General features: G+C 70.8%; 19 protein-coding genes. 5 read left to right on the top strand and 14 right to left on the bottom strand.

Annotated features, from left to right (window positions below):
* Window positions 1–22: 22 nt before the first annotated feature.
* The 4 genes from AC07EG_RS12320 to AC07EG_RS12305 form a co-directional block, all read right to left on the bottom strand.
* Window positions 23–2,335, bottom strand: a complete 2,313-nt coding sequence (locus AC07EG_RS12320) for an FtsX-like permease family protein (protein WP_478253140.1) — start codon at window positions 2,333–2,335, stop codon at window positions 23–25.
* Window positions 2,332–3,012, bottom strand: a complete 681-nt coding sequence (locus tag AC07EG_RS12315) for an ABC transporter ATP-binding protein (RefSeq protein WP_478253139.1) — start codon at window positions 3,010–3,012, stop codon at window positions 2,332–2,334. The genes AC07EG_RS12320 and AC07EG_RS12315 overlap by 4 nt, the downstream gene beginning before the upstream one ends.
* Window positions 3,009–3,533 (bottom strand): PadR family transcriptional regulator, encoded by a 525-nt coding sequence (locus AC07EG_RS12310; RefSeq protein ID WP_478253138.1) that lies wholly within the window; start codon window positions 3,531–3,533, stop codon window positions 3,009–3,011. The genes AC07EG_RS12315 and AC07EG_RS12310 overlap by 4 nt, the downstream gene beginning before the upstream one ends.
* A gap of 111 nt (window positions 3,534–3,644) precedes the next feature.
* Window positions 3,645–5,018: an NYN domain-containing protein gene (locus AC07EG_RS12305; protein ID WP_478253137.1), complete on the bottom strand. Its 1,374-nt coding sequence runs from the start codon at window positions 5,016–5,018 to the stop codon at window positions 3,645–3,647.
* 108 nt (window positions 5,019–5,126) lie between these two features.
* Between AC07EG_RS12305 and AC07EG_RS12300 the strand changes: the two genes are divergently transcribed.
* Window positions 5,127–6,845: a DEDD exonuclease domain-containing protein gene (locus AC07EG_RS12300; protein WP_478253136.1), complete on the top strand. Its 1,719-nt coding sequence runs from the start codon at window positions 5,127–5,129 to the stop codon at window positions 6,843–6,845.
* A gap of 57 nt (window positions 6,846–6,902) precedes the next feature.
* On the top strand, window positions 6,903–7,181 hold the full coding sequence (locus tag AC07EG_RS12295; RefSeq protein WP_478253135.1) for an Lrp/AsnC family transcriptional regulator: 279 nt from the start codon (window positions 6,903–6,905) through the stop codon (window positions 7,179–7,181).
* Window positions 7,182–7,998: 817 nt separating this feature from the next.
* Here AC07EG_RS12295 and qcrB read toward each other — a convergent pair.
* The 4 genes from qcrB to ctaE are packed head-to-tail and all read right to left on the bottom strand — an operon-like array spanning window position 7,999 to window position 12,331.
* Window positions 7,999–9,687 carry a cytochrome bc1 complex cytochrome b subunit gene (gene qcrB / locus AC07EG_RS12290; protein WP_478253134.1) on the bottom strand — a complete coding sequence of 563 codons (1,689 nt, stop codon included), beginning with the start codon at window positions 9,685–9,687 and terminating at the stop codon, window positions 7,999–8,001.
* On the bottom strand, window positions 9,684–10,832 hold the full coding sequence (gene qcrA, locus AC07EG_RS12285; RefSeq protein ID WP_478253133.1) for a cytochrome bc1 complex Rieske iron-sulfur subunit: 1,149 nt from the start codon (window positions 10,830–10,832) through the stop codon (window positions 9,684–9,686). Before qcrA ends, qcrB begins: the two co-directional genes overlap by 4 nt.
* A gap of 3 nt (window positions 10,833–10,835) precedes the next feature.
* Window positions 10,836–11,660, bottom strand: coding sequence for a cytochrome bc1 complex diheme cytochrome c subunit (gene qcrC / locus AC07EG_RS12280; protein ID WP_478253132.1), 825 nt, complete (start codon window positions 11,658–11,660; stop codon window positions 10,836–10,838).
* A gap of 44 nt (window positions 11,661–11,704) precedes the next feature.
* Window positions 11,705–12,331 carry an aa3-type cytochrome oxidase subunit III gene (gene ctaE, locus AC07EG_RS12275; RefSeq protein WP_478253131.1) on the bottom strand — a complete coding sequence of 209 codons (627 nt, stop codon included), beginning with the start codon at window positions 12,329–12,331 and terminating at the stop codon, window positions 11,705–11,707.
* 153 nt (window positions 12,332–12,484) lie between these two features.
* Between ctaE and AC07EG_RS12270 the strand changes: the two genes are divergently transcribed.
* Window positions 12,485–12,901, top strand: a complete 417-nt coding sequence (locus tag AC07EG_RS12270) for a hypothetical protein (RefSeq protein WP_478253130.1) — start codon at window positions 12,485–12,487, stop codon at window positions 12,899–12,901.
* Window positions 12,901–13,950, top strand: coding sequence for an anthranilate phosphoribosyltransferase (trpD, locus tag AC07EG_RS12265; protein ID WP_478253129.1), 1,050 nt, complete (start codon window positions 12,901–12,903; stop codon window positions 13,948–13,950). Before AC07EG_RS12270 ends, trpD begins: the two co-directional genes overlap by 1 nt.
* A 62-nt stretch (window positions 13,951–14,012) precedes the next feature.
* On the opposite strand, the gene AC07EG_RS12260 is transcribed toward trpD, so the two are convergent.
* Complete coding sequence (locus AC07EG_RS12260) at window positions 14,013–14,432, bottom strand: cytochrome c oxidase subunit 4 (protein WP_478253128.1); 420 nt, start codon at window positions 14,430–14,432, stop codon at window positions 14,013–14,015.
* A 58-nt stretch (window positions 14,433–14,490) separates the two neighbouring features.
* The gene (gene ctaC, locus AC07EG_RS12255) at window positions 14,491–15,438 is read right to left on the bottom strand and encodes an aa3-type cytochrome oxidase subunit II (protein WP_478253127.1); all 948 of its coding nucleotides are present in this window, start codon (window positions 15,436–15,438) and stop codon (window positions 14,491–14,493) included.
* Window positions 15,439–15,580: 142 nt separating this feature from the next.
* Here ctaC and asnB point away from each other — a divergent pair, with 142 nt between their 5' ends.
* On the top strand, window positions 15,581–17,515 hold the full coding sequence (asnB, locus tag AC07EG_RS12250) for an asparagine synthase (glutamine-hydrolyzing) (protein WP_478253126.1): 1,935 nt from the start codon (window positions 15,581–15,583) through the stop codon (window positions 17,513–17,515).
* Between the two features lie 56 nt (window positions 17,516–17,571).
* On the opposite strand, the gene AC07EG_RS12245 is transcribed toward asnB, so the two are convergent.
* From AC07EG_RS12245 to AC07EG_RS12230, 4 genes are read right to left on the bottom strand one after another with little or no spacing between them, the layout of a single operon-like run.
* Window positions 17,572–18,594, bottom strand: a complete 1,023-nt coding sequence (locus AC07EG_RS12245) for an ABC transporter substrate-binding protein (RefSeq protein ID WP_478253125.1) — start codon at window positions 18,592–18,594, stop codon at window positions 17,572–17,574.
* The gene (locus AC07EG_RS12240) at window positions 18,591–19,400 is read right to left on the bottom strand and encodes an ABC transporter permease (protein ID WP_478253124.1); all 810 of its coding nucleotides are present in this window, start codon (window positions 19,398–19,400) and stop codon (window positions 18,591–18,593) included. The genes AC07EG_RS12245 and AC07EG_RS12240 overlap by 4 nt, the downstream gene beginning before the upstream one ends.
* Window positions 19,375–20,190, bottom strand: coding sequence for an ABC transporter ATP-binding protein (locus AC07EG_RS12235; RefSeq protein ID WP_478253123.1), 816 nt, complete (start codon window positions 20,188–20,190; stop codon window positions 19,375–19,377). The genes AC07EG_RS12240 and AC07EG_RS12235 overlap by 26 nt, the downstream gene beginning before the upstream one ends.
* A gap of 31 nt (window positions 20,191–20,221) precedes the next feature.
* Window positions 20,222–21,010, bottom strand: a complete 789-nt coding sequence (locus AC07EG_RS12230; RefSeq protein ID WP_478253122.1) for an IclR family transcriptional regulator — start codon at window positions 21,008–21,010, stop codon at window positions 20,222–20,224.
* Between the last annotated feature and the right edge of the window lie 179 nt (window positions 21,011–21,189).

The following is a 21,189-nucleotide window of genomic DNA, read 5'->3' as shown; positions in this document are numbered from 1 at the left end:
CGGGCCCGATGCCGAACCGCCTTCACTCCGCCCGCAGCCCGTCCAGCCGGGTCACCTGCCGCAGCAGCGGCCAGGTCAGCGCGGTGGTCACCAGCACGGCCAGCACCGCCGCCCCGGCCATGGTGAGCAGCAGCCCCACGTCGAGCGTGAACGGCAACCCGGCGTACCGCACCGTGGGCAGGGTCAGCCCGAGCCCGGCCACGATCGCCAGCCCCACCCCGATCAGCACCGGAATGGCGTTCTGCCACAGCGACCCGCGGGTCAGCACGGACAACGGCACCCCGGCGGCCGACAGCGCCGCCAGCGGCCGCCGCCGCTCGACGATCTGCTCGATGGACAGCATCAGCAGGCTGAGCGCGGCCACCGAGAGCACGAACCCGGACGCCACCATCAACGCCGCGCGGAAGGTCCCCGTGCGCTCGTCGAGGCTCGCGGCGACGGCCGCGGCATTCGTCACACCCTGCACGGTGGCGTCCCAGGCCACTTCCCGCAGCGCGATCGACGCCCGGTCCATCACGGCGTCGGACCCACCCGGCCCGGTCAGGGAGAAGATGATCGCGTTCGACGGCGGCCGGACCGAACCCAGCGCTCCCGGGGTGATCAGCATGGTCCCCGTCGCCCCCGGCACGGCCCGCTCCCCCGGCACCGTCCGGATCTGCGCCGGCACCGTCCACACCGGACCAGGCACCGGTTCACCGTTCACGTATTGGATGAACCGCGCCTCCCCCATCGGCGCCTCGCGGGCGCGCTGCCGGGAATCGGCCGGAACGCCGACCAGGAACACGTCGCCGTCGGCGCACGCGGGCAGTTCCGCCCTGGTCCGCAGCGTCGCGCAGTCCCCGATCTCCACCATGATCCGCCGCTGGGCGTCCGCCTGGCGCAGGTTGGCTTGCGTCACCTCGTGCACCCCGGTCAGCCCGGGCACCCCGGCCAGGCGCTGCCGCACCTCGTCGGCGTGCGCCGAGTCCGTCCACACCTCGGCCGCCGGCATCTCGGCTGGCTGCCAGCCGGGCGCCCCCTCGCCCTCCTGGCCGATCGAGACCATCAGCGTCTGGATCAGGATGGTGCCTGCCAGCACGACCACGAGCCCGGACACCACCCGGCTCGCGGTCCCCCCGTCCACCTGCAGCCGGCGCACCGCGAACTGCAACGCCGGTGTACCGCCACGCAGCCCGCGCACCACCTTCTCCACCGCCCACGGCAACAGCACCGCGACCCCGACCAGCAGCAGCGCGCTGCCCGCGCCCAGTGCCAGGCCGACGCTTTCGGCGTTGTCCCGTTCCTCGGCGAACAGGGTGAGGCCCATCAACAGCGCCCCCACCCCGGTGATGCCCCAGCGCCACCACATCCGGCGCCGGATCGGCTTGCTCTGCCGCACCACGCCCAGCGGTTCGACGATCGTCCGGCGCAGCCCGAAGATCGCCGCGCCGATCGCCAGTGCGGGCACCCCCAGCGCGATCAGCAGCACCAGCTGCCACGACGGCACGAAGTCTTCGGCGAAGAACCGCGTGCCGAACAGGTCGATCTCCCCGATCAGCGGGCGCAGCGCGAAGAACAGCGCACCCCCCACCACGAGCCCGGCGACCGCGCCGAGCAGCGATTCGGCCGCGGCGATCCGGCGCACCTGCCGCGCGTCCACGCCCAGCAACCGCAGCGCGGCCAGCCGCCGTTCGCGTTGCGCCGCACCCATCCGCGACGCCGTGGTGACGAAGATGAGCAGCGGCAGCAGCAACGCCACCACGATCGGCGCCATCAGCAGGGTGGTGGTCGCGTCCAGCATGAAGCCCTCTCCCGGACCACCGAACCCGGTGACCAGGCTGACGTCCTCGGTCTGGCTCAACCGCTCCACCGTGCTGCCGAGGTAGACCCGCGCATCGCTGGCATCGGTCAGCCCCGCCTTGCCGATCTCCCCGACCACCGTGCCGGGTATGCGCGCCCGCACCGAATCGCCCTGCGGCCCGGCGAGCAGCTCCGCCACCGCGGGCGAGACGACCAGCTCCCCCGGGCCGGGGATCCGGTCGAGCCCCGGTGGCACCGGCGAAGTCGGTCCGCCGGCCGCGACCACGGTGGCGGCCACGTATTCGTCGTTCAGCTCGGCGAACCAGCTGTAGCTGTAGAGCGGGTCGACGCCCGGCCGCGGTTCCAGCACCTCGGTCCTCGCCGCCTCCCGCGCGTCGCGGGCGGAGATCATGCTGCCGATCGAGGCGGCGGGCAGCAGGACGGCCACCACCAGCGCCACCCCGATGGTGGTCATCACCAGCCGCAACAGCGCCTGCCCGGAGATCCGGCCGCCCCCGACGGCCAGCCGGAGCCCGAGCAGCAGGTCCCGGCTCACGAGACCAGCTCGCGGTCGCTCGCCTTGCCGTCGCGCACCACGACCTCGCGGTCGGAGTAGGCGGCGACCCGGGGTTCGTGCGTCACCAGCACCACGGCGGCCTGGGTGGTCCGCGCGGCGTCGGTGAGCATGCGCATCACCTTTTCGCCGTTGAGCGAGTCCAGCGCCCCGGTCGGCTCGTCGGCGAAGACCACCTTCGGCCCGGTCACCAGCGCCCTGGCCACCGCCACCCGCTGCCCCTGCCCGCCGGAGACGTCCCCGGGACGGCGCCCGCCCAGCTCACCGACCTCCAGCCGGTCCAGCCACTCGCGGGCCTTCGCTTCGGCCGCCGACCGCTTGACCCCGGTCAGCCGCAGCGGCAGCGCCACGTTCTCCAGGCAGGTCAGCTCCGGCACGAGCTGGCCGAACTGGAAGACGAAGCCGAACTCGGTGCGCCGCAGCGCGCTGCGCTCCTTGTCGCTCATCCCGATCAGGTCGCGGCCCTGGTACTCGATCGTCCCGGAATCCGGGGTGACGATGCCGGCCAGGCAGTGCAGCAGCGTCGACTTGCCGGACCCGGACGGCCCCATCACGGCGAGCACCTCACCGGCGCGCACCGACACGTCGGCCCCGCGCAGCGCGGTGGTCTGGCCGAACGACTTGTGCAGGTCACGGGCCCGCAGCAGGGGCTGGTTCACCGGCTCACCACCTCCGCCAGCGCGTCCAGCCTGGCCGCGGTCAGCTCCAGCCAGCGGAGGTCGGCCTCCAGGTGGAACAACGCGTGGTCGCAGATCAGCTGGTCGGCCAGGTCCCCGCCGCTCTTGCGCCTGGTCAGCTCCCGCATCACCGTCAGGTGCGCGGCGCGCTGGCTGTCCAGCACGTCGGTGGCGCTGCGCCCGGACAGCAGCGCGAGCACGACCTTCGTGTAGAGCGTGTTCTGCAGGTACGGCTCCGGGCTCTCCGGCGTCGCCAGCCACGCTTCGACGTCGGTCACGCCGGCGTCGGTGATGGTGTAGCGCTTGCGGTCCGGCCCGTCCCCCTGTTCGACGCCCGCTTCGACGACCAGGCCGTTGCGCAACAGGCGGGACAGCGTGGAGTACACCTGCCCGTAGGCGAGCGGGCGCCCCTGGGCGAACTGCTCGTCGTAGGACTTCTTCAGGTCGTAGCCGTGGCGCGGGCCCGTTTCCAGCAGGGCGAGCAGTGTGCGCGATACCGACATGCGACCTCCTTCCTCAGTGATCTGCCAACTGGCGTGGAGGACTATACACGGAAGGTATACACCCGAGGTATACACCGGCAGAATAATGCGCAAGCGCTGGTCAGGGGGAGGTCAGACCCGGCCGAGGCGGGTGAGCAGCACCGCGGACGGCACCGGGTGCGCCCCGCGGGCACGGACCGAATCGGCGACGGCCCGGTCCGAGGTGGCCACCACCAGCGGACGGCCGGCCGGTTCGGCCGCGACGAGCGTGCGGATCACGTCGTCGGCGAGCACGCCCTTGTCGGAGAAGAGCACCCGGACCCCGCGTGCCGCCGCGGCCGGCACGGAGATCACCCCGGCGCCGTCGAACACCACGGTGATCTCGGCGCTGGTCCGCGCGGAGAGCGCACCGAGCTGCTGGGCCAGCCGGTCGCGCTGGTCGGCCAGCGACAGCTCGGGGTAGCCGGTCTTGGACACGTTGTAACCGTCGACGATCAGGTGCACCCCGGGCAACGCGAGCAGCCGGTCGAGCGCGGCCGGGTCCTGGACCTTGCCACCGCCGTCGGCGCGGGTGCTCGCCCCGCGCACCACGTCGGCGGGCCGCGGTCCGGCGTGGCCGAGCGACAGCTCCCGGCGCAGCCCCTTGGCCGCGCCCTCGATGGTGTCGATGAGCAACGCCAGGCGGACCTCGTCGGCCTCCCGCGCCTCCCTGGCCGACTGGCGGGCGACGTCGGCTTCGGCGACCGCGCTGTCGGCCCTGGCGCGCTCGGCGGCCACGCGCTGGCGTTCCCGTTCGAGCTGGGCGGTCAGCGCGGCGACCTCCTCTTCCCGGATCCCGCCCGCCTCGGCGGCCGCGGCCCTGGCTTCCTCGGCGGCGTCCTTGGCCTGGCGCAGCTTCACCCCCTGCTCACGCAGGCGGCCACGCAGCCGGTCCAGCTCGGCCTCACGATCGGCGCGGGCGCTTTCCACCACCCGCCGGGCCTCGGCCAATTCCGCCTGGACCCGCTCCAGCTCGCCTTCGAGCCGGTGCACCCTGGCCAGCGCGGCGTCGCGCTCGGCCCGCAGGCTGGTCTCCTCGGCGTTCTTGGCGACCAGGCGGACGCGGGAGTCCGCGCTCGCCTCGCCGAGCAGCACCGCGGCGGTGGCCGCGGCGACCGAATCCAGGGCGTTCGGATCGAGCACGTCCGCGCGGTGCTCGCGCAGCCACTCCAGCACCGCGGTGCGGAACCGGCTGGACTCGCCGAGCGTGCTGAGCAGCGCGGACCCACCCAGCTTGGCGCGCTTGGCCGGGGCGAACCGCGCCACCGGGCGCAGCTGGCGCGGGATGTCGGCGACCGGGAGCTTGCCCAGCGCGGCCGCGGCCAGCTCGGCGATCCGCTCGCGGATGGCTTCGGGCAGCTCCGTCCAGTTCACCGGCCGGGCCGGGTGCTCGGGCACCGCGCTCGCCTGCGGCGCCGGTGGCACGCCGGTGGCGTGCTCCGGTTCCGGGTGCGCGGAGGCGGTCATCTGCCCAGGGTAGACCCGGCACCACAGCGCGGCAGGACGTGTCCGCACCCCCGGTACGTGTTGTGACCAACCGAAGATTGTCGGTGGCGTTGCTTAGGGTGCGAACCCATGACGGTGGCACGCGGTGCGGGGTCGGCCCAGCTCGCCTTCGACGAACTGGGCACCCCGCTGCGGGACACCACCTTCGTGGTGTTCGACCTGGAAACCACCGGTACCAAGCCCGGTCCGGACGGCATCACCGAGATCGGCGCGGTGAAGGTGCGTGGCGGTGAGGTGCTCGGCGAGTTCGCCACGCTGGTCGACCCGGGCGTGCCGATCCCGCCGCAGGTCGTCTCGATCACCGGGATCACCCAGGCCATGGTCTACGACGCGCCGCGGATCGACCGGGTGCTCCCGGCGTTCCTGGAGTTCATCTCCGGCGCCGTGCTGGTCGCGCACAACGCCTCCTTCGACGTCGGCTTCCTGCGTGCGGCCTGCCAGGGCCACGGCTACCCGGTGCCGAAACCGGCCGTGGTCTGCACGGTCCGGCTGGCGCGCCGGGTGCTCGCCCGCGGTGAGACGCCGAGCCACCGGCTCGGTGCGCTGGCCACGCTGTTCAACTCCGGCACGGTGCCGAACCACCGGGCCCTGCAGGATGCCCGCGCCACCGTGGACGTGCTGCACGGCCTGCTCGAACGCGTCGGCTCGCTGGGGGTGCAGTCGCTAGAGGAGCTGCTCGACTACCTGCCGGAGGTCACCCCGCAGCAGCGCCGCAAACGCGGCATGGCGGCGCACCTGCCCAGCACGCCGGGGGTCTACTTCTTCCGCGGGCCCGGCGACGAGGTGCTCTACATCGGCACGGCGGCCAACCTGCGGCGGCGGGTGCGGCAGTACTTCACCGGGTCGGAGGGCCGGGGCCGCATCCGCGAGATGGTCGCGCTGGCCACCGGCGTCGAAGCCATCGAGTGCGCGCACCCGCTGGAAGCCGAGGTCCGTGAGCTGCGGTTGATCGCCGCGCACCGGCCCGCCTACAACCGGCGGTCGAAGAACCCGCACAACTCGTGGTGGGTCACGCTGACCGAGGAGGCGTTCCCGCGGTTGTCGGTGGTCCGGCTGCCCAAGGACGGCGCGCTGGGCCCGTTCCGCAGCCAGTCCGACGCCAAGGTCGCCGCCGACACCCTGGCCGGGGCCGCCCGGTTGCGCACCTGCACCCAGCGCATCTCGGCGCGGGCGCCGTCCGGGAAGCCGTGCGTGCTGGCGGAGCTGGGGCGCTGCGGGGCGCCGTGCGCCGGCCACCAGAGCCCCGGCGAGTACCAGCCGGGGGTGCTCGCCGTCGCCGACCTGATCGCCGGCCGGGGCGACGAGCCGCTGCGGGCCGCGGCCCAGCAGCTGGACCTGCTGGCCGAGGCGCGGCACTTCGAGCAGGCCGCCCGGCGCCGGGACGAGCTGGCCCTGCTGGTGCGCTCGGTCGACCGCGCCCACCGGCTGGCCGCCCTGGCCGCCATTCCCGAGCTGGTCGCGGCCAATCCCGACGGCGAGGGTGGCTGGGAGTTCGCGGTGATCCGCCACGGCCGCCTCGCCTCGGCGGGGGTGGCCCGGCGGGGCGTCCGGCCGATGCCGGTGGTGGAGGCGCTGGTGGCTTCGGCGGAAACCGTGCTGCCCGGCCCCGGCCCGCTGCACGGCGGTTCACGGGAGGAGGTCGGTGTCCTGCTGCGGTGGCTGTGCCGCCCGGGGGTGCGGCTGGTGCGCACCGCCCAGCCGTGGGCCGAACCGGCGCGGGGTGCCGGGCCGTGGCGGCCGTGGCTGGACCTGGTGAGCAGCGCGACGGCGCTGGAGCGCACGAACTGAGGCCGCCCGGCTACGATCGCGACGAGACCGACCCCAGACAGCCAGGAGGGCATCCCGGTGATCACCGCGATCGTGCTGATTCACGCCGCAGCGGACAGCATCCCCGAAACCGCGCAGGCGATCGCGGACATCGACGGCGTCGCCGAGGTCTACTCCTGCGCCGGTGACGTGGACCTGGTGGCCATCGTCCGGGTCGGCGCCCACGAGGACCTGGCCGACCTGATCCCGGCGAAGATCGGCAAGATCCCCGGTGTGCACAACACCGACACGCACATCGCCTTCCGCTCCTACTCCCGAGCCGACACCGAATCCGCCTTCTCCATCGGCGTCGACTGACTCTTCGGCCTGGCCTCCGCCGAGGCGCGGGCACTCACGGCCGCTGCTTCAGCCTCCTTCCCGGGAGCCGGACCAGCCGAGACTTCAACGGCCGAACCAGCCCGCTCAGCGAGCTGGACCGCGCCAGCCACCCCCGCCCGCTCAGCGGGCCAGGCCCATCCGGAAACCGGCAACTGGCAACCGGTCCAGCAAACAGGCCCACTCAGCGACCCGGACTGCCTCAGCCACCGGGCCCATTCAGGCACCCAGGCCAACCAGACCGCCCCGGCGATCCAGCTCACCCGGTAAACCGGAGGGCCCCGCAGGCCAGGACCCTCAACGGACCAGGCTCACCCAGCGAGCGGGCCCCCGCCAACCGGACCGACCCAGCTATCGGATCCCAGCAACCGGCGCGCCCAGTGAGCTGGACCAACCCGGCAAACCAGGCCGCCCCAGCGAACCAGCCCAGCCGCCGAGCGGGCCACCCAGCCACCCGGGCCGTCCCACCCAACCAGGCCACCCAGCAAACCAAGCCACCCCAGCGAACCAGGTCACGAGCCAACCGGCCCAACCCAACCAACCGGCCCCAACTCACCAACCCAACCCACCCCCCTCCCCTCCCAACCGGCGCCCGGCAACGCGACAGCCAGACCACCCACACCCCCCTCCCCACCCCGGTCCACAGCCAAAAACACGGCGGGGATGGCCTTGTCAAGGCATCTTTCCCGCCTTGACAAGGCCATCCCCGCCGTAGTCACACTGAAAAACCGGGGGTGGACCCCGAACAAACGAATTCGGGCCGCACCCCAAGAGGATGCGGCCCGAATCCAACAACCCGTCAATGCCCGCTGGTGATCTCCGTGCTCTCCTTGGTGGCGCCTTCGCCCACCGCGGAGGAGTCCACGTCACCGGGGCCGTGCCCGTTGCCGCCGTGGCCGTTGGACCGGGCCCGGTCCAGTGCGGCGGTCTCCTCCGGCGGGTCGGCCACCAGCCAGCCACCGGGCACCGCGCGCCCGGCCGAGCCCAGCTTGTTCATCTTCTTCGGCACCGACGCGCCCTGGTACTCCAGCGGCAGCGGGTGACCGTGGTCGTCCACCGGGCCGAGCGGCTGGTGGATCTCGATGAACTCACCGTGCGGCAGGCGCTTGATGATGCCCGTCTCGATCCCGTGCTCCAGCACCTCGCGGTCGCCGCGCTGCAGGCCGACGCAGATCCGGTAGGTGAGGTAGTACGCCACCGGCGGCGCCAGCAGGATGCCGATCCGGCCGGCCCAGGTGGTCACGTTCAGCGAGATGTCGAAGGTGAACGCGATGATGTCGTTGAAGCCGGACAGCATCAGCACCATGAAGAAGGTCAGCGACATCACGCCGATGCTGGTGCGGACCGGGTTGTCCCGCGGCCGCTGCAGCAGGTTGTGGTGCGCGGTGTCACCCGAGAGCTTCCGCTCGATCCACGGGTACGCCAGCAGCAACCCGATCAGGATCGGCATGCCCAGCGCGCCGACGAAGAACACCGGCGGGATCGTGTAGTTCCCGAGGTAGACCTCCCAGGCGGGCCAGATCCGCAGCATGCCGTCGGCCCAGGCCATGTACCAGTCCGGCTGGGAACCCGCGGAGACCTGCGACGGGTTGTACGGGCCGATGTTCCAGATCGCGTTGATCTGGAAGATGCCCGACATCGCCGCCAGCACGCCGGTGACCAGGGCGAAGAACGCCCCGCCCTTGAGCGCGAACACCGGCATGATGCGCACGCCGACGACGTTGGTCTCCTTGCGCCGCGGCCCGGGGAACTGGGTGTGCTTCTGGTACCAGACCAGCGCCAGGTGCGCGCCGACCAGCGCCAGCATGATGCCGGGGATGAGCAGGATGTGCAGCGTGTACAGGCGCGGGATGATCTCCGTGCCGGGGAACTCGCCGCCGAACAGGGCCCAGTGCACCCAGGTGCCCATCACCGGCACCGACAGCACGATGCCGGACAGGGTGGCGCGGATACCGGTACCGGAGAGCAGGTCGTCCGGCAGGGAGTAGCCGAAGAAGCCCTCGAACATGCCCAGCACCAGCAGCAGCGCGCCGATCACCCAGTTCGCCTCACGCGGGCGCCGGAACGCACCGGTGAAGAAGATCCGGAACATGTGCACGAACATCGCCGCGACGAAGATCAGCGCGGCCCAGTGGTGCAGCTGGCGGACGAACAACCCGCCGCGGACCTCGAAGGTGATGTCCAGCGTGCTCGCGAACGCCTTGGACATCTCGACGCCCTGCAGGTTCTGGTAGGCGCCGTCGTAGATGACCTCCTGCATGGAGGGGTCGAAGAACAGCGTCAGGTAGACCCCGGACAGGATCAGGATGATGAAGCTGTAGAGCGCGATCTCGCCGAGCAGGAAGGACCAGTGGGTGGGGAACACCTTGTTCAGCTGGTGCCGCATGCCCTTGGCCAGGTGGTACCGGTCGTCGGCCCAGGTGGCCGCGGCACCCGCGGCCTTCTCGGCCGGGTTCGTCCCCTTGGTGGGGGTGGTCAGTGAACTCATGACTTGCGCTCCCAAAACCCAGGACCGACTGCCTCGATGAAGTCACCTCTCGCAACGAAGTAGCCCTCTTCGTTCACGGTAATGGGCAACTGGGCGAGTGCGCGAGTCGCCGGCCCGAAAACCGGCTTCGCGTAGTGCAGTGCGTCGAACTGCGACTGGTGGCACGGGCAGAGGATCCGGTTGGTCCGCTGCTCGTACAGCGAGGTGGGGCAGCCCACGTGGCTGCAGATCTTCGTGTAGGCGTAGAAGTCGCCGAAGTTGAAGTCCTCCTGGCCCGCCCGCTTCACCACGCGCGCGGCGTCGGCCGGGCGCAGGCGGATCAGCATGACCGGGTTGTCGGACCGCTTCAGCGCCTTGGCCAGCAGCTCGTGGTTGCCGCGCTCGGACTCGCGGAACGGGAACACCGTCTCCATCGCGCCCGCCTCGAGGTCCTCCGGGCGCACCAGCGAGGGCTCCTCGGGCTCGTGGCCGAGGTGCGCGGTGTGCCGGCGCAGGTAGACGACCTCACCGGGGTAGTTCGGCTGCCAGCCGGTGTGCCACAGGGAGTCGCGGTTCTCGGTGTCCTTCCACGGGTCGCGGATGAACGACGCGAGCGGCAGCGCCACGGTGGCCAGGCCCAGCGCACCGGCGCCGAGGCCGGCCGTGCGCTTGATCGCCGAGCGGCGCGCGATGGTGCTGCGGTTGCCGGAATCAGCCAACTGGGCGACGATCGTCGCCTTGTCGACCTCCTTGGACCCGCCGTCGCCGCGCTCCTGCACCGCGATCTCGTCCGGGATGAACTTCTTGGTGTAGAGCAGCACGCCGATGGCCAGCGCGAGCACCGCGAGGCCGAGCGTGACGCCCAGCATCGGGGTGTACAGCGAGTACCAGAAGTGCCCGTTCTCGTCGGTCGGCGACTTGTACTGCCACGGCCACCAGATCATCGAGACCACGAAGCCGATGCCGGACAGCGCGGAGATCAGGAACCAGATCGCCACCGAGCGCTCGGCGCGCTTCTCCGCCTTGGTGCCCTTGACCGGCCACTTGTCCTCGTAGTGGACCAGCTCGACGCCGTCCAGGTTGGTGCCCAGCTTGACCAGCTGGTCGCGGTCCATGTCCGCCAGTTCCGCCTCGGTGGGCGGCTTCGGCTCTTCGCCGCTACTCATGCGCTAAGCCCTCGATCCAATCCAGAGGGTCACACCGACCAGCGCGGCGATCCCCACGATCCACGCCACCACGCCCTCCGAGGCCGGCCCGAACCCGTTGAGGCCGTTGCCGCCCGGGTTGTTGTTGCCGTCCGAAACGGACTTGACGTAGGCGATGATGTCCTTCTTCTCCTCCGGCGTGAGCTGCCGGTCGGAGAACTTCGGCATGTTCTGCGGGCCGGAGAGCATCGCGGTGTACAGCTGCTCCTCGGTGGCCGGGGCCAGCGGCGGGGCGTACTTGCCCTCCGAGAGCGCCCCACCGGCACCGGTGAAGTTGTGGCACGACGCGCAGTTCAGCCGGAACAGCTCCCCACCACGGGCCGGGCTCTGACCACGCAGTTCCTCACCCTTCTCCGCCGGCCGCTGCGGACCGCCGCCGTTCGCCTGGATGTAGGCGCCGAGCGCGTCGATCTGCTCGGCGGACAGCTTCGGCGGCTTGCGGCCGACCTGCGCCTCCTGGCGCACCGCGGGCATCCGGCCGGAGGAGGTCTGGAAGTACACCGCGGCCTCGCCGATGCCGACCAGGCTCGGGCCCCGGTCCTCCACGCCCTCCAGGTTCGCCCCGTGGCAGGTGCTGCAGGTGTTGTTGTAGATCTCCTCACCCTTGCGCAGCAGCGTCGGGTCGACCTGCGCCTGCGCGGTCTGCGGCTCGGGGGCGAACAGGGCGTACAGCCCGCCCGCGCTCAGCAGCGCGACGAAAAGCGCCAGCAGGCCGGCTACCCGCCGCTGGAACTTCGTGCGGCGACGCCGTGGCTTCGTCGCCGAGGCGGGTTTCTCACTGGTGGTCATCTCTGCGGCAACCCTTGCTGTCAGTTCGGCCGGAACGGCTGGTCTCAGGGAACGATGTAGATCACCGCGAACAGCCCGATCCACACGATGTCGACGAAGTGCCAGTAGTAGGACACGACGATCGCCGAGGTGGCCTGGGCCGGGGTGAACTTGCTCAGCCGGGTGCGGATGAGCAGGTACACGAACGCGATGAGCCCGCCGATCACGTGCAGGCCGTGGAAGCCGGTGGTCAGGTAGAAGGCCGTGCCGAACGCACCGGACGGGATGGTCACGCCCTCGTCGATCAGCTGCAGGTACTCGTAGCCCTGGCCACCGACGAAGATCGCCCCCATCAGCAGGGTGATCAGGTACCACCGGCGCAGCCCGTAGACGTCGCCCTTCTCCGCCGCGAACACGCCGAGCTGGCAGGTGAACGACGACGCCACCAGGATGATGGTGAAGGGCAGCGCGAACGGGAGGTTCAGGTGGATCGGTTCGCCGGTCGACTCCAGGATCGGCGGCCAGTGGCCGCTCGAGTTCTGTGCCTTGACCGTGAAGAAGATCGCGAACAGCCCAGCGAAGAACATGAGCTCGCTGGACAGCCAGACGATGGTGCCCACGCTGACCATGTTCGGGCGGTTCAGCGAGTGCACGCGCTGGCTGATGGTGGGAGCCGTTGTCACGAGTCGCATTATGTCTCCTCGTGACCACGGCCCGCCCGCCGGGTCTCCGGCGCGTCGCGGCCGACTGGATCACACCCGCGCCCGCCCTGGTGCTGGGCGCGGCGCCGGCGGGCGGATAGCATCGGCCCATCCCGCTCCACTACCTGGCCGGAGGCAATTTCCATGACCGAGGCAAACCCGGCGAAGAAGATCCTGGTGTTCAGCCACCGCGCCGAGGTGCGCGAGTCGATCACCTCGGCGGTCGGCCGCCGCCCGGCCACCGACCTCGGCCGGGTGGACTACACCGAGGCGGGCACCGTGGCCGAGGTGCTGATGGCGATGGACGCGGGTGAGGTGGATCTCGCCATCCTCGACGGTGAGGCGCAGCCCACCGGCGGCATCGGCCTGACCCGCCAGCTGAAGAACGAGATCACCGACTGCCCCCCGATCGTGGTGGCGGTCCGGCGCAAGGACGACCGCTGGCTGGCCACCTGGTCGCAGGCGGACGCCGTGCTGGTGCACCCGCTCGACCCGCTGACCGCCGCCGAAACCGTCGCCGAGGTCCTGCGTTCGGCGCCGGTCCCGGCCGTCCGCGGCTGATGCCCGCCGTGGCCGAGCACAGCTGGCCCGCACTGCTCAACCAGCTCATCGCCGGTGCCGATCTGTCCGCGCAGGACACCGCGTGGGCGATGGACCAGGTGATGTCCGGTTCCGCGACCGACGCCCAGGTGGCCGGGTTCGCCGTCGCGCTGCGCGCCAAGGGCGAGACCTCCGCCGAGATCTCCGGCTTCGCCGAGGCGATGCTGGCGCACGCCCGCCGCGTGCACGTGGACGTGGCCGCGGTGGACATCGTCGGCACCGGCGGGGACCGCTCCGGTTCGGTGAACATCTCCACGATGACCTCGCTGGTGGTGGCCGCCGCCGGCGCGCCGGTGGTCAAGCACGGCAACCGCGCGGCCTCGTCCAAGTCCGGGGCGGCCGACGTGCTGGAGTCGCTCGGCGTCGCCATCGACCTGCCGCCCGCCGGGGTGGAGCGCTGCGTGGCCGAACTCGGCATCGGGTTCTGCTTCGCGCCGATCTTCCACCCGGGTTTCCGGCACGCCGGTCCGACGCGGCAGCAGCTCGGTGTGCCCACCACGTTCAACCTGCTCGGCCCGCTGACCAATCCGGCCCAGCCGTCGTCGGCGCTGATCGGCTGCGCCTACCCGGACAAGACCGCGGTGCTGGCCGAGGTCTTCGCCCGCCGCGGCGCCTCGGTGCTGCTGGTCCGCGGGGACGACGGGCTGGACGAGATCACCACCACGACCACCACCTCGGCGTGGGTGGTCTCCGGTGGCGTGGTGCGCGAGGAGACCATCGACCCGGCCGCCTGGGACGTCCCCCGCGCCACCGCTGAGGACCTGCGCGGCGGGACCGCGGCGGTCAACGCCGAGGTGGTGCGCGAACTCGTCTCCGGCAAAGCTGGGCCGGTGCGGGACGCGGTGCTGGTGAACGCGGCCGGTGCGCTGGCCGCGCACGCCGGCTTCTCCGGTTCGCTGACCGAGGACATCGGGGCCGGCCTGGCCAAGGCCGCCGAGGCGATCGACTCCGGGGCCGCCGCCGACCTGCTCACCCGCTGGGCCGCCCTGTCCACCTCGCTCAAGTCCTGAGCGGACGCGAAAAAGGGCCCGCCCCCGGAACTCCGGGAGCGGGCCCTTTTTCGCGGGTGGGCTCAGTCGTGGTTGGGACCGGTGTGGTACTCGAACACCAGGCCGCCGATGGTGACCAGCAGCATCACGATGGCGGTGATCAGCAGCCAGATCTCGAAGAAGGCCATCGCCACGCCCGCGGTCGCGGCGGAGGCGGCCAGCCCGATCGGCCAGTAGCTCCCGGGGCTGAAGAAGCCCAGCTCACCGGCGCCGTCGCTGATCTCGGCGTCCTCCCGGTCCTCCGGCCGCGGCTCGATGCGGCGGGCGACGAACCGGAGGTAGCTGCCCGCCAGCAGCGTCAGCCCGCCGGTGAGGATCAACGCCACCAGGCCGATCGGCTCGACGCCGTAGGGGCTCAGCCACCCGGTCATCAGGCCGTAGACGACCGCGACCAGGAACGCGAAGAGGGTGACGATGTCGAAGATCCTGGCTTCGACCTTCATGGGGCTTTCCTCACTCTGAGCTGCGGACAACGAACGGCGACGCGGGCGGCCGCGGCACTCAGCCGGTCGCGGTCCTGGCGGTGCGGTCGGTGTTGAACGGCTGCGTGGTGGTCGCCTGCGGTGCGCACAGCTCACCACAGTTCAGCGCGCTCAGCGCCTCGGCGGTGGTGTTCGGCTTGCCGGTGGCCGGGTTGACCTGGGTGCGCAGCCGGATGAACTGGTCGTACTTGTCCGGCGAGAGCGCCCGCACCTCGAAGTTCATCACCGCGTGGTAGGTGCCGCACAGCTCGGCGCAGCGGCCGACGAAGGCCCCTTCGCGATCGATGGTGTTCTCGAACGACCAGTCCTGGTTGTTCTTCTCCGGGTGCGGCATCACGTCGCGCTTGAAGTGGAACTCCGGCACCCAGAACGAGTGGATCACGTCGGTGGAGCGCAGGTTGTACCTGATCGTGCGATCGGTCGGGAGCACCAGGATCGGGATCTCGGCCGAGCTGCCGACGGTGCTGATCGTCTGCGCCTCGGCGTCACGCGACTCGCTCGGGTAGCGGAACTCCCAGTTCCACTGGAAGGCGATCACGTCGACGGTGACGTCCGGGTCCTCGGTCTTGCCCAGCACCTTCGACTCGGTGGTCGCGGTGAAGAAGAACAGCACGCAGACCATGATCACCGGCACGACCACGCAGAACAGCTCGAGCGGCACGTTGTACTGGAACTGCCTCGGCAGTTCCTCCTCGGCCCCGGCCACGGCCTTCTTCTTGCGGTGGAAGGCGACCGACCAGAAGATCAGCGCCCACACGATGACGCCGACCACCAGCGCGGCGATCACCGACCAGGTCCACAGGTTCCGCATGCTCTCGGCCTGCGGGGTGACGCCCTCGGGCCAGCCGAAGCGCAGGACCTCATCGCCGGAACACCCGGTCGCCGTGACGGCGACGAGCGCGGCCACCAGGGTCACCTTGCCGACCTTCGACCGCCTGGCGGCCGGGGTGCGCTCTGCAACGCCCACTGCGGGATTCCTCCTAGCGCGATCCATTTGACCTCCGGAGCCTAGCCGAGCAACCGGGCGGTCCCACCCAAGGGGTAATCGTTCGTGTCGTCCATACTTGGCCACTCGACTTACGGCTACGACCAGAGGTGTGTGAAGACACGTGTGCGGCCTGCTCGGACTGGTGTGCGCCACTGAAGAAGACGCGGTGAAGGCCCGTGACGCGGTCGGCGCGGCCCTGCGCTGCCAGCGGCATCGCGGTCCCGACGAGACCGACACCTGGGCGGACGCCGAGGTGGTCTACGGGTTCAACCGGCTCGCCTTCATCGACCTCGAGCACTCCCACCAGCCCCTGACCTGGGGCCCGCCGGAGGCGCCGAACCGGTACACGATGAACTTCAACGGCGAGATCTACAACTACCGCGAACTGCGTGAGACGCTCGCCACCGAGCACGGCGCGAAGTTCAACACCGAGGGTGACGGCGAGGCCATCGTGGCCGCCTACCACTTCCTCGGCCCGGACGCGGTCAAGAAGCTGCGCGGCATGTTCGCCTTCCTGATCTGGGACTCGCAGGAGAAGCTGGTCTACGGCGCCCGCGACCCGTTCGGCATCAAGCCGCTGTTCTACTCCGAGGGTCCCGGCGGCGTCGCCTTCTCCAGCGAGAAGAAGAGCCTGCTGGAGCTGTCGGACACGCTCGGCGTCAAGCAGCAGCTGGACCAGGTCGCGCTGCAGCACTACCTGACCCTGCAGTACGTGCCGGAGCCCGAGTCGCTGCACGCCGGCGTGCGCCGGATCGAGTCGGGCACCTCGTTCACCGTCTCCCCCGGCGGCCAGGTCAAGACCGAGCGCTACTTCTTCCCGGAGTTCACCGCGAAGCCGGTGTCCGGGTCGAAGGGCTCCGAGGAGCTGTACGAGCGCATCTCGCAGGTCATGCAGGACTCGGTGGCCAAGCACATGATCGCCGACCCGGACGTGACCGTCGGCGCCTTCCTCTCCGGCGGCATCGACTCCACCGCCACCGCGGCGCTGGCCAAGCGGCACAACCCCAACCTGATCGCGTTCACCACCGGGTTCGAGCGCGAGGGCTACTCCGAGGTGGACGTGGCCGCCGAGTCGGCCGAGGCGATCGGGGTCAAGCACGTCGTCCGCACCGTCTCCAGCGAGGAGATGATGGAGGCGCTGCCGCTGATCGTCTGGTACCTCGACGACCCGGTGGCCGACCCGGCGCTGGTGCCGCTGTGGTTCATCGCGCGCGAGGCCCGCAAGCACGTCAAGGCGGTGCTCTCCGGTGAGGGCTCGGACGAGCTGTTCGGCGGGTACACCATCTACCGCGAGCCGCTGTCGCTGGCGCGCTTCGAGAAGATGCCCGGTGCGGTGAAGACCCTGCTCGGGAAGGTGTCCAGCAAGATCCCGGAGGGCACGCGGGGCAAGGACCTGCTGCGCCGGGGCTCGCTGTCGCTGGAGGAGCGCTACTACGGCAACGCGCGCATCTTCCGCGAGGACCAGCTGCGTGGTGTGCTGCGCAACTTCACCGACGGCGTCGGCCACCAGGACGTCACCGAACCGTGGTACCGCATCTCCCGCGACTGGGACCCGGTGGCGCGGATGCAGCACGTGGACCTGTTCACCTGGCTGCGGGGCGACATCCTGGTCAAGGCGGACAAGGTGACCATGGCGAACTCGCTGGAACTGCGCGTGCCGTTCCTCGACGCCGAGGTGTTCAAGGTGGCCGCGAGCATCCCGCTCGAGGAGAAGATCACCCGCGAGACCACCAAGTACGCGCTGCGCCGGGCGCTGGACGGCATCGTGCCCGCCCACGTGCTCAACCGGCGCAAGCTGGGCTTCCCGGTGCCGATCCGGCACTGGCTGCGCACCGACATGTACGACTGGGCCCGGGGCATCGTCTCGGACTCCAAGACCGACGAGCTGTTCGACAAGGCCGCCGTGCTGCGCATGCTCGACGAGCACAAGGCGGGCACGCTCGACCACAGCCGCCGGATCTGGGCGCTGGTCGTCTTCATGATCTGGCACGGCATCTTCGTGGAGAACCGGATCAAGCCGGAGATCCCGGAACCGGTCTACCCGGTCAAGCTCTGATCGCTCCGGAGCGGGGCCTCCCCGGTGCGGAGGCCCCGCTCCGCGATGTCACGGTGTCACTGGGGCAGGTAGTCGTTCGAGTACGTCTTCGACAGGTCCATCGGGGCGTTCGCGATCTCGGCATCGAACTGCGAGAGCACCTTGAGCACCGCCTCCGCGCCTTCAGCGGGCATGGTGCCGTCCCGTGAGAACGACTCCTTCGCCCGGCCGATCGCCTGCACGTAGACCTCCCGGTTCCCGTGGGCGTACTCGGCGGGCATGCGCGCGGCGATCTCGTCCGGCGAGTGCTGTTCGATCCAGCGCAGCGTCTTCACGATCGCGTTGGCCAGTTTCCGCGCGGTGTCGCCGTTGTCGGCCAGCCACTCGGCCGAGGAGTACAGCACCGCGGCCGGGTAGGCGGGCACCCCGAAGTCCTCCTGCACGCCCTGCGCGGTGCGGGTGTCGGTGAGGATCCTCACCTTCTCCACGCCCACCCGGGTCTGCAGCACCGACACCGCCGGGTCGATCATCACCGCGGCGTCCACCCGGCCCTGCTCCATCGCGGCCACCGCACCGGCGTCCCCGCCGATGCCCTGCACCTTCGCCGCCCCCGGGTCGAGGCCGTGCTTGCCGAGCAGGTACTTGAGGAAGAAGTCGGTCGACGAACCGGGAGCGGTCACCCCGACGTTGGCCCCGGCCAGGTCGTCGATGGAGTCGATCGGCCTGCTGGCCTTCGGCGAGACCGCCAGCACGATCGACGGGTACCGCAGCATGGTGACGAACGACTTCACCTCCTTCTTCTTGGCCTGCATCTGGATGGTGTGGTCGTAGTAACCGCTGACCACGTCCACGCTGCCGCCCTGCATGGCCTGCAACGCCTTCGAGCCGCCCTGCAGGTCCTCCAGCTCGACCTCGAGGCCCTCCTCCTCGTAGTAGCCGAGCCGCTGCGCCAGCGTGGTCGGCAGGTACACCAGCAACGGCTGCCCGCCCACCCCGATGGTCACCGCGCCCCCCTCGGCGCCTTCCCCCGGTTCCGCCTGGCAGGCGGTCACCGCCAGCACCGCCACCAGCAGCAGCGCGCCCACCCTCGCCCGCTTCATCGTTGTCCTCCCAACTCGATGCCGCGGCGGGGCTTCCACCGCAGCAGGTGGCGCTCGACGCGGTCGACTCCCGCATCGACGACGAGCACCACCACCGAAAGCACGACCATGCCGGTGAACACCCCGGTGGTGTCGAAGGTCCCCTCCGCCTGCGAGATCAGGTAACCCACCCCGGCCGAGGAGCCGAGGTACTCGCCGACCACCGCGCCGACGATGGCGAACCCGACGCTGATGTGCAGGCTGGAGAAGATCCAGGTGAGCGCGCTCGGCAGCAGCACGTGCCGGACCAGCTGCCCCTCCCCCGCGCCGAGCACGCGCGCGTTGTCGATCAGCACCCGGTCCACCTCGCGCACGCCCTGGTAGGTGTTGAAGAACACGATGAAGAACACCAGCGTGATACCGAAGGCCACCTTGGACCAGATGCCGAGGCCGAACCACAGCAGGAAGATCGGCGCCAGCACCACGCGCGGCAGCGAGTTCAGCACCTTGAGGAACGGGTCGAACACGGCCGCGGCGAACTCCACCCGGGCCAGCAGGAAACCGAGCCCCAGGCCCAGCAGGCCGCCGAGCACCAGCGCCAGCGCGGCTTCGAGCAGCGTGGTGCCGAGGTGCTCCCAGAGGTAGCCGGTGGCGAACCACTCGACGGCGCGCGCCGCGATGTCCGACGGCTTGGAGAAGAAGAACTCGTCCACCGCCCCGGTGCGCGAGCCGAATTCCCAGCCGGCCACCAGCAGCACGGCGAGCACGAGCCGCGTGACGACCACGGCCGGGCGCCGGGTCCTACGCTTCGGTGCGGTCGCGGTCATAGGCCGCCATCACCTCGTCCCGCAGATCCGCCCAGATCGCCCGGTAGACCTCGGTGAACTCGGGCCGGGTCCGCAGGTCGAGCAGGTCGCGCGGGCGCGGCAGGTCCACCGGGTAGCTGCCGACCACCCGGCTCCCCGGGCCCGCCGAGAGCAGCACCACTTCGTCCGAAAGGGACACCGCCTCGTCCAGGTCGTGGGTGACGAACAGCACGGTCTTCTCCGTGCCGGTCCACAGGCCCAGCAGTTCGTTCTCCATCACCTGGCGGGTCTGCACGTCCAGCGCGCCGAACGGCTCGTCCATCAGCAGCAGCTCCGGATCGCCGATCCAGGTCTGGGCCACCGCGGTCCGCTTGCGCATACCGCCGGAAAGCTGGTGCGGGTAGGCGTTCTCGAACCCGGCCAGGCCGACGCGGCGCACCCAGTCGCGGGCGCGGTCGAGGCGTTCCGCCTTGCCGACACCGCGGAGTTCCAGCCCGAACGCGACGTTGCCGAGCACGGTTTTCCACGGCAGCAGGGCATCCTGCTGGAACAGGTAGCCGGCCCGGCGGTTGGTCCCGGTCAACGGCTCACCGTGGACGAGCACCCGGCCCGACGACGGCGCGAGCAGCCCCGCCACCGCGTTCAGCACGGTGGACTTGCCGCAGCCGGTCGGCCCGACCACGGCGACGAACCGGCCCCGCGCCACCGTCAGGTCCACTTCGGACACCGCGAGGTGGGTACCGCCCGCGGTTTCGTACGCGATCGTCACCGATTCCAGTGCCACGGCCGGTGCGCTGCCGTTGCCCGCCACCCCTGTTCACCTCCGGCTCGCCCGCCGACGCTCAGCCCGTGTGCCCCATCGCCGCCGACAACCGTCTCGCCGCGGTGACCACCGCTTCGGCCCACCTCGCCCGGTTGGCGCCGGTGAAGCGCTGCTCGGGCACGCCGATGCCGAGCACCGCGGCGAGTTCACCGGTGTGGTCGTGCACGGGTGCGCTGATCGAGGCGGTGCCGTGGTCGCGTTCGGCGACGCTGTCGGCCCAGCCGCACGCCTGGATGCCGACCAGTTCGGCTCGCAGCCGTTCGGCGTCGACGATGGTGCCGGGGGTGTAGGCGGTGAGTTCGCCGAAGTCGAGCACGCGGTCGCGGACCTCGTCCTCGTAGGCCAGGAAGACCTTGCCCGCCGAACCGGCGTGCAGCGGCATCACCTGGCCGATGCCGATCAGCCGCACCACCTCGTGGCGGGTCTCGGCGAGGCCGACCAGCACGCGCTGGTCCCCGTGGCGCACGAACAGCACGGCCGTCTCGCCGGTGGCGTCGCGCAGCGCGTCCAGTTCCGGCTGGGCCAGCAGGGTCAGCCGCGACTCGACGCGGCGGCTGCGCGCCCAGCGCAGCACCCCGAGGCCGACCAGGTACCGGCCGGCGATCACGTCCAGGAAGCCTTCGGCGACCAGGTTCTGCAGCAGCCGCACGGTGGTGCTGACCGGCAGCCCGGTGGCGCGCTGCACCTGCCGCCAGGTCAGGCCGGCCGGATCGGCGGCCACCACGTCGATCACCCGGCGCGACTTGGCCAGCACCAGGATCGGCTGACTCGGCTGGCGGACCCCGGCCCGAGCGTCCCCGACGACCATTGGCACCGCTCCCCGCACTGCCCGTGCTCCCACCACATCGTGGAAGGCGTTCCGGAATGTGGTTCGACCTTAGCCCATCTGTGATCTGGGCAACACCATCTTTCCCAGATCACGGGAGCAGCGGTCCATTTTTTTCGGGAAATCACTCGGAATTCGTAGGTCACGTTGCTGCATTCGGG

The organism is Amycolatopsis sp. NPDC045836, from assembly GCF_056431745.1.
The sequence above is the reverse complement of the archived record's forward strand: the minus strand, read 5'-3'. Positions and strand labels throughout refer to the sequence as shown.

Coding starts and splice junctions, on each gene's coding strand:
- AC07EG_RS12310 (WP_478253138.1), bottom strand. CDS start 3,533: ATGTCGGTATCGCGCACACTGCTCGCCCTGCTGGAAACGGGCCCGCGC.
- AC07EG_RS12305 (WP_478253137.1), bottom strand. CDS start 5,018: ATGACCGCCTCCGCGCACCCGGAACCGGAGCACGCCACCGGCGTGCCA.
- AC07EG_RS12300 (WP_478253136.1), top strand. CDS start 5,127: ATGACGGTGGCACGCGGTGCGGGGTCGGCCCAGCTCGCCTTCGACGAA.
- qcrB (WP_478253134.1), bottom strand. CDS start 9,687: ATGAGTTCACTGACCACCCCCACCAAGGGGACGAACCCGGCCGAGAAG.
- qcrA (WP_478253133.1), bottom strand. CDS start 10,832: ATGAGTAGCGGCGAAGAGCCGAAGCCGCCCACCGAGGCGGAACTGGCG.
- qcrC (WP_478253132.1), bottom strand. CDS start 11,660: ATGACCACCAGTGAGAAACCCGCCTCGGCGACGAAGCCACGGCGTCGC.
- ctaE (WP_478253131.1), bottom strand. CDS start 12,331: ATGCGACTCGTGACAACGGCTCCCACCATCAGCCAGCGCGTGCACTCG.
- AC07EG_RS12270 (WP_478253130.1), top strand. CDS start 12,485: ATGACCGAGGCAAACCCGGCGAAGAAGATCCTGGTGTTCAGCCACCGC.
- trpD (WP_478253129.1), top strand. CDS start 12,901: ATGCCCGCCGTGGCCGAGCACAGCTGGCCCGCACTGCTCAACCAGCTC.
- AC07EG_RS12260 (WP_478253128.1), bottom strand. CDS start 14,432: ATGAAGGTCGAAGCCAGGATCTTCGACATCGTCACCCTCTTCGCGTTC.
- AC07EG_RS12245 (WP_478253125.1), bottom strand. CDS start 18,594: ATGAAGCGGGCGAGGGTGGGCGCGCTGCTGCTGGTGGCGGTGCTGGCG.
- AC07EG_RS12240 (WP_478253124.1), bottom strand. CDS start 19,400: ATGACCGCGACCGCACCGAAGCGTAGGACCCGGCGCCCGGCCGTGGTC.
- AC07EG_RS12230 (WP_478253122.1), bottom strand. CDS start 21,010: ATGGTCGTCGGGGACGCTCGGGCCGGGGTCCGCCAGCCGAGTCAGCCG.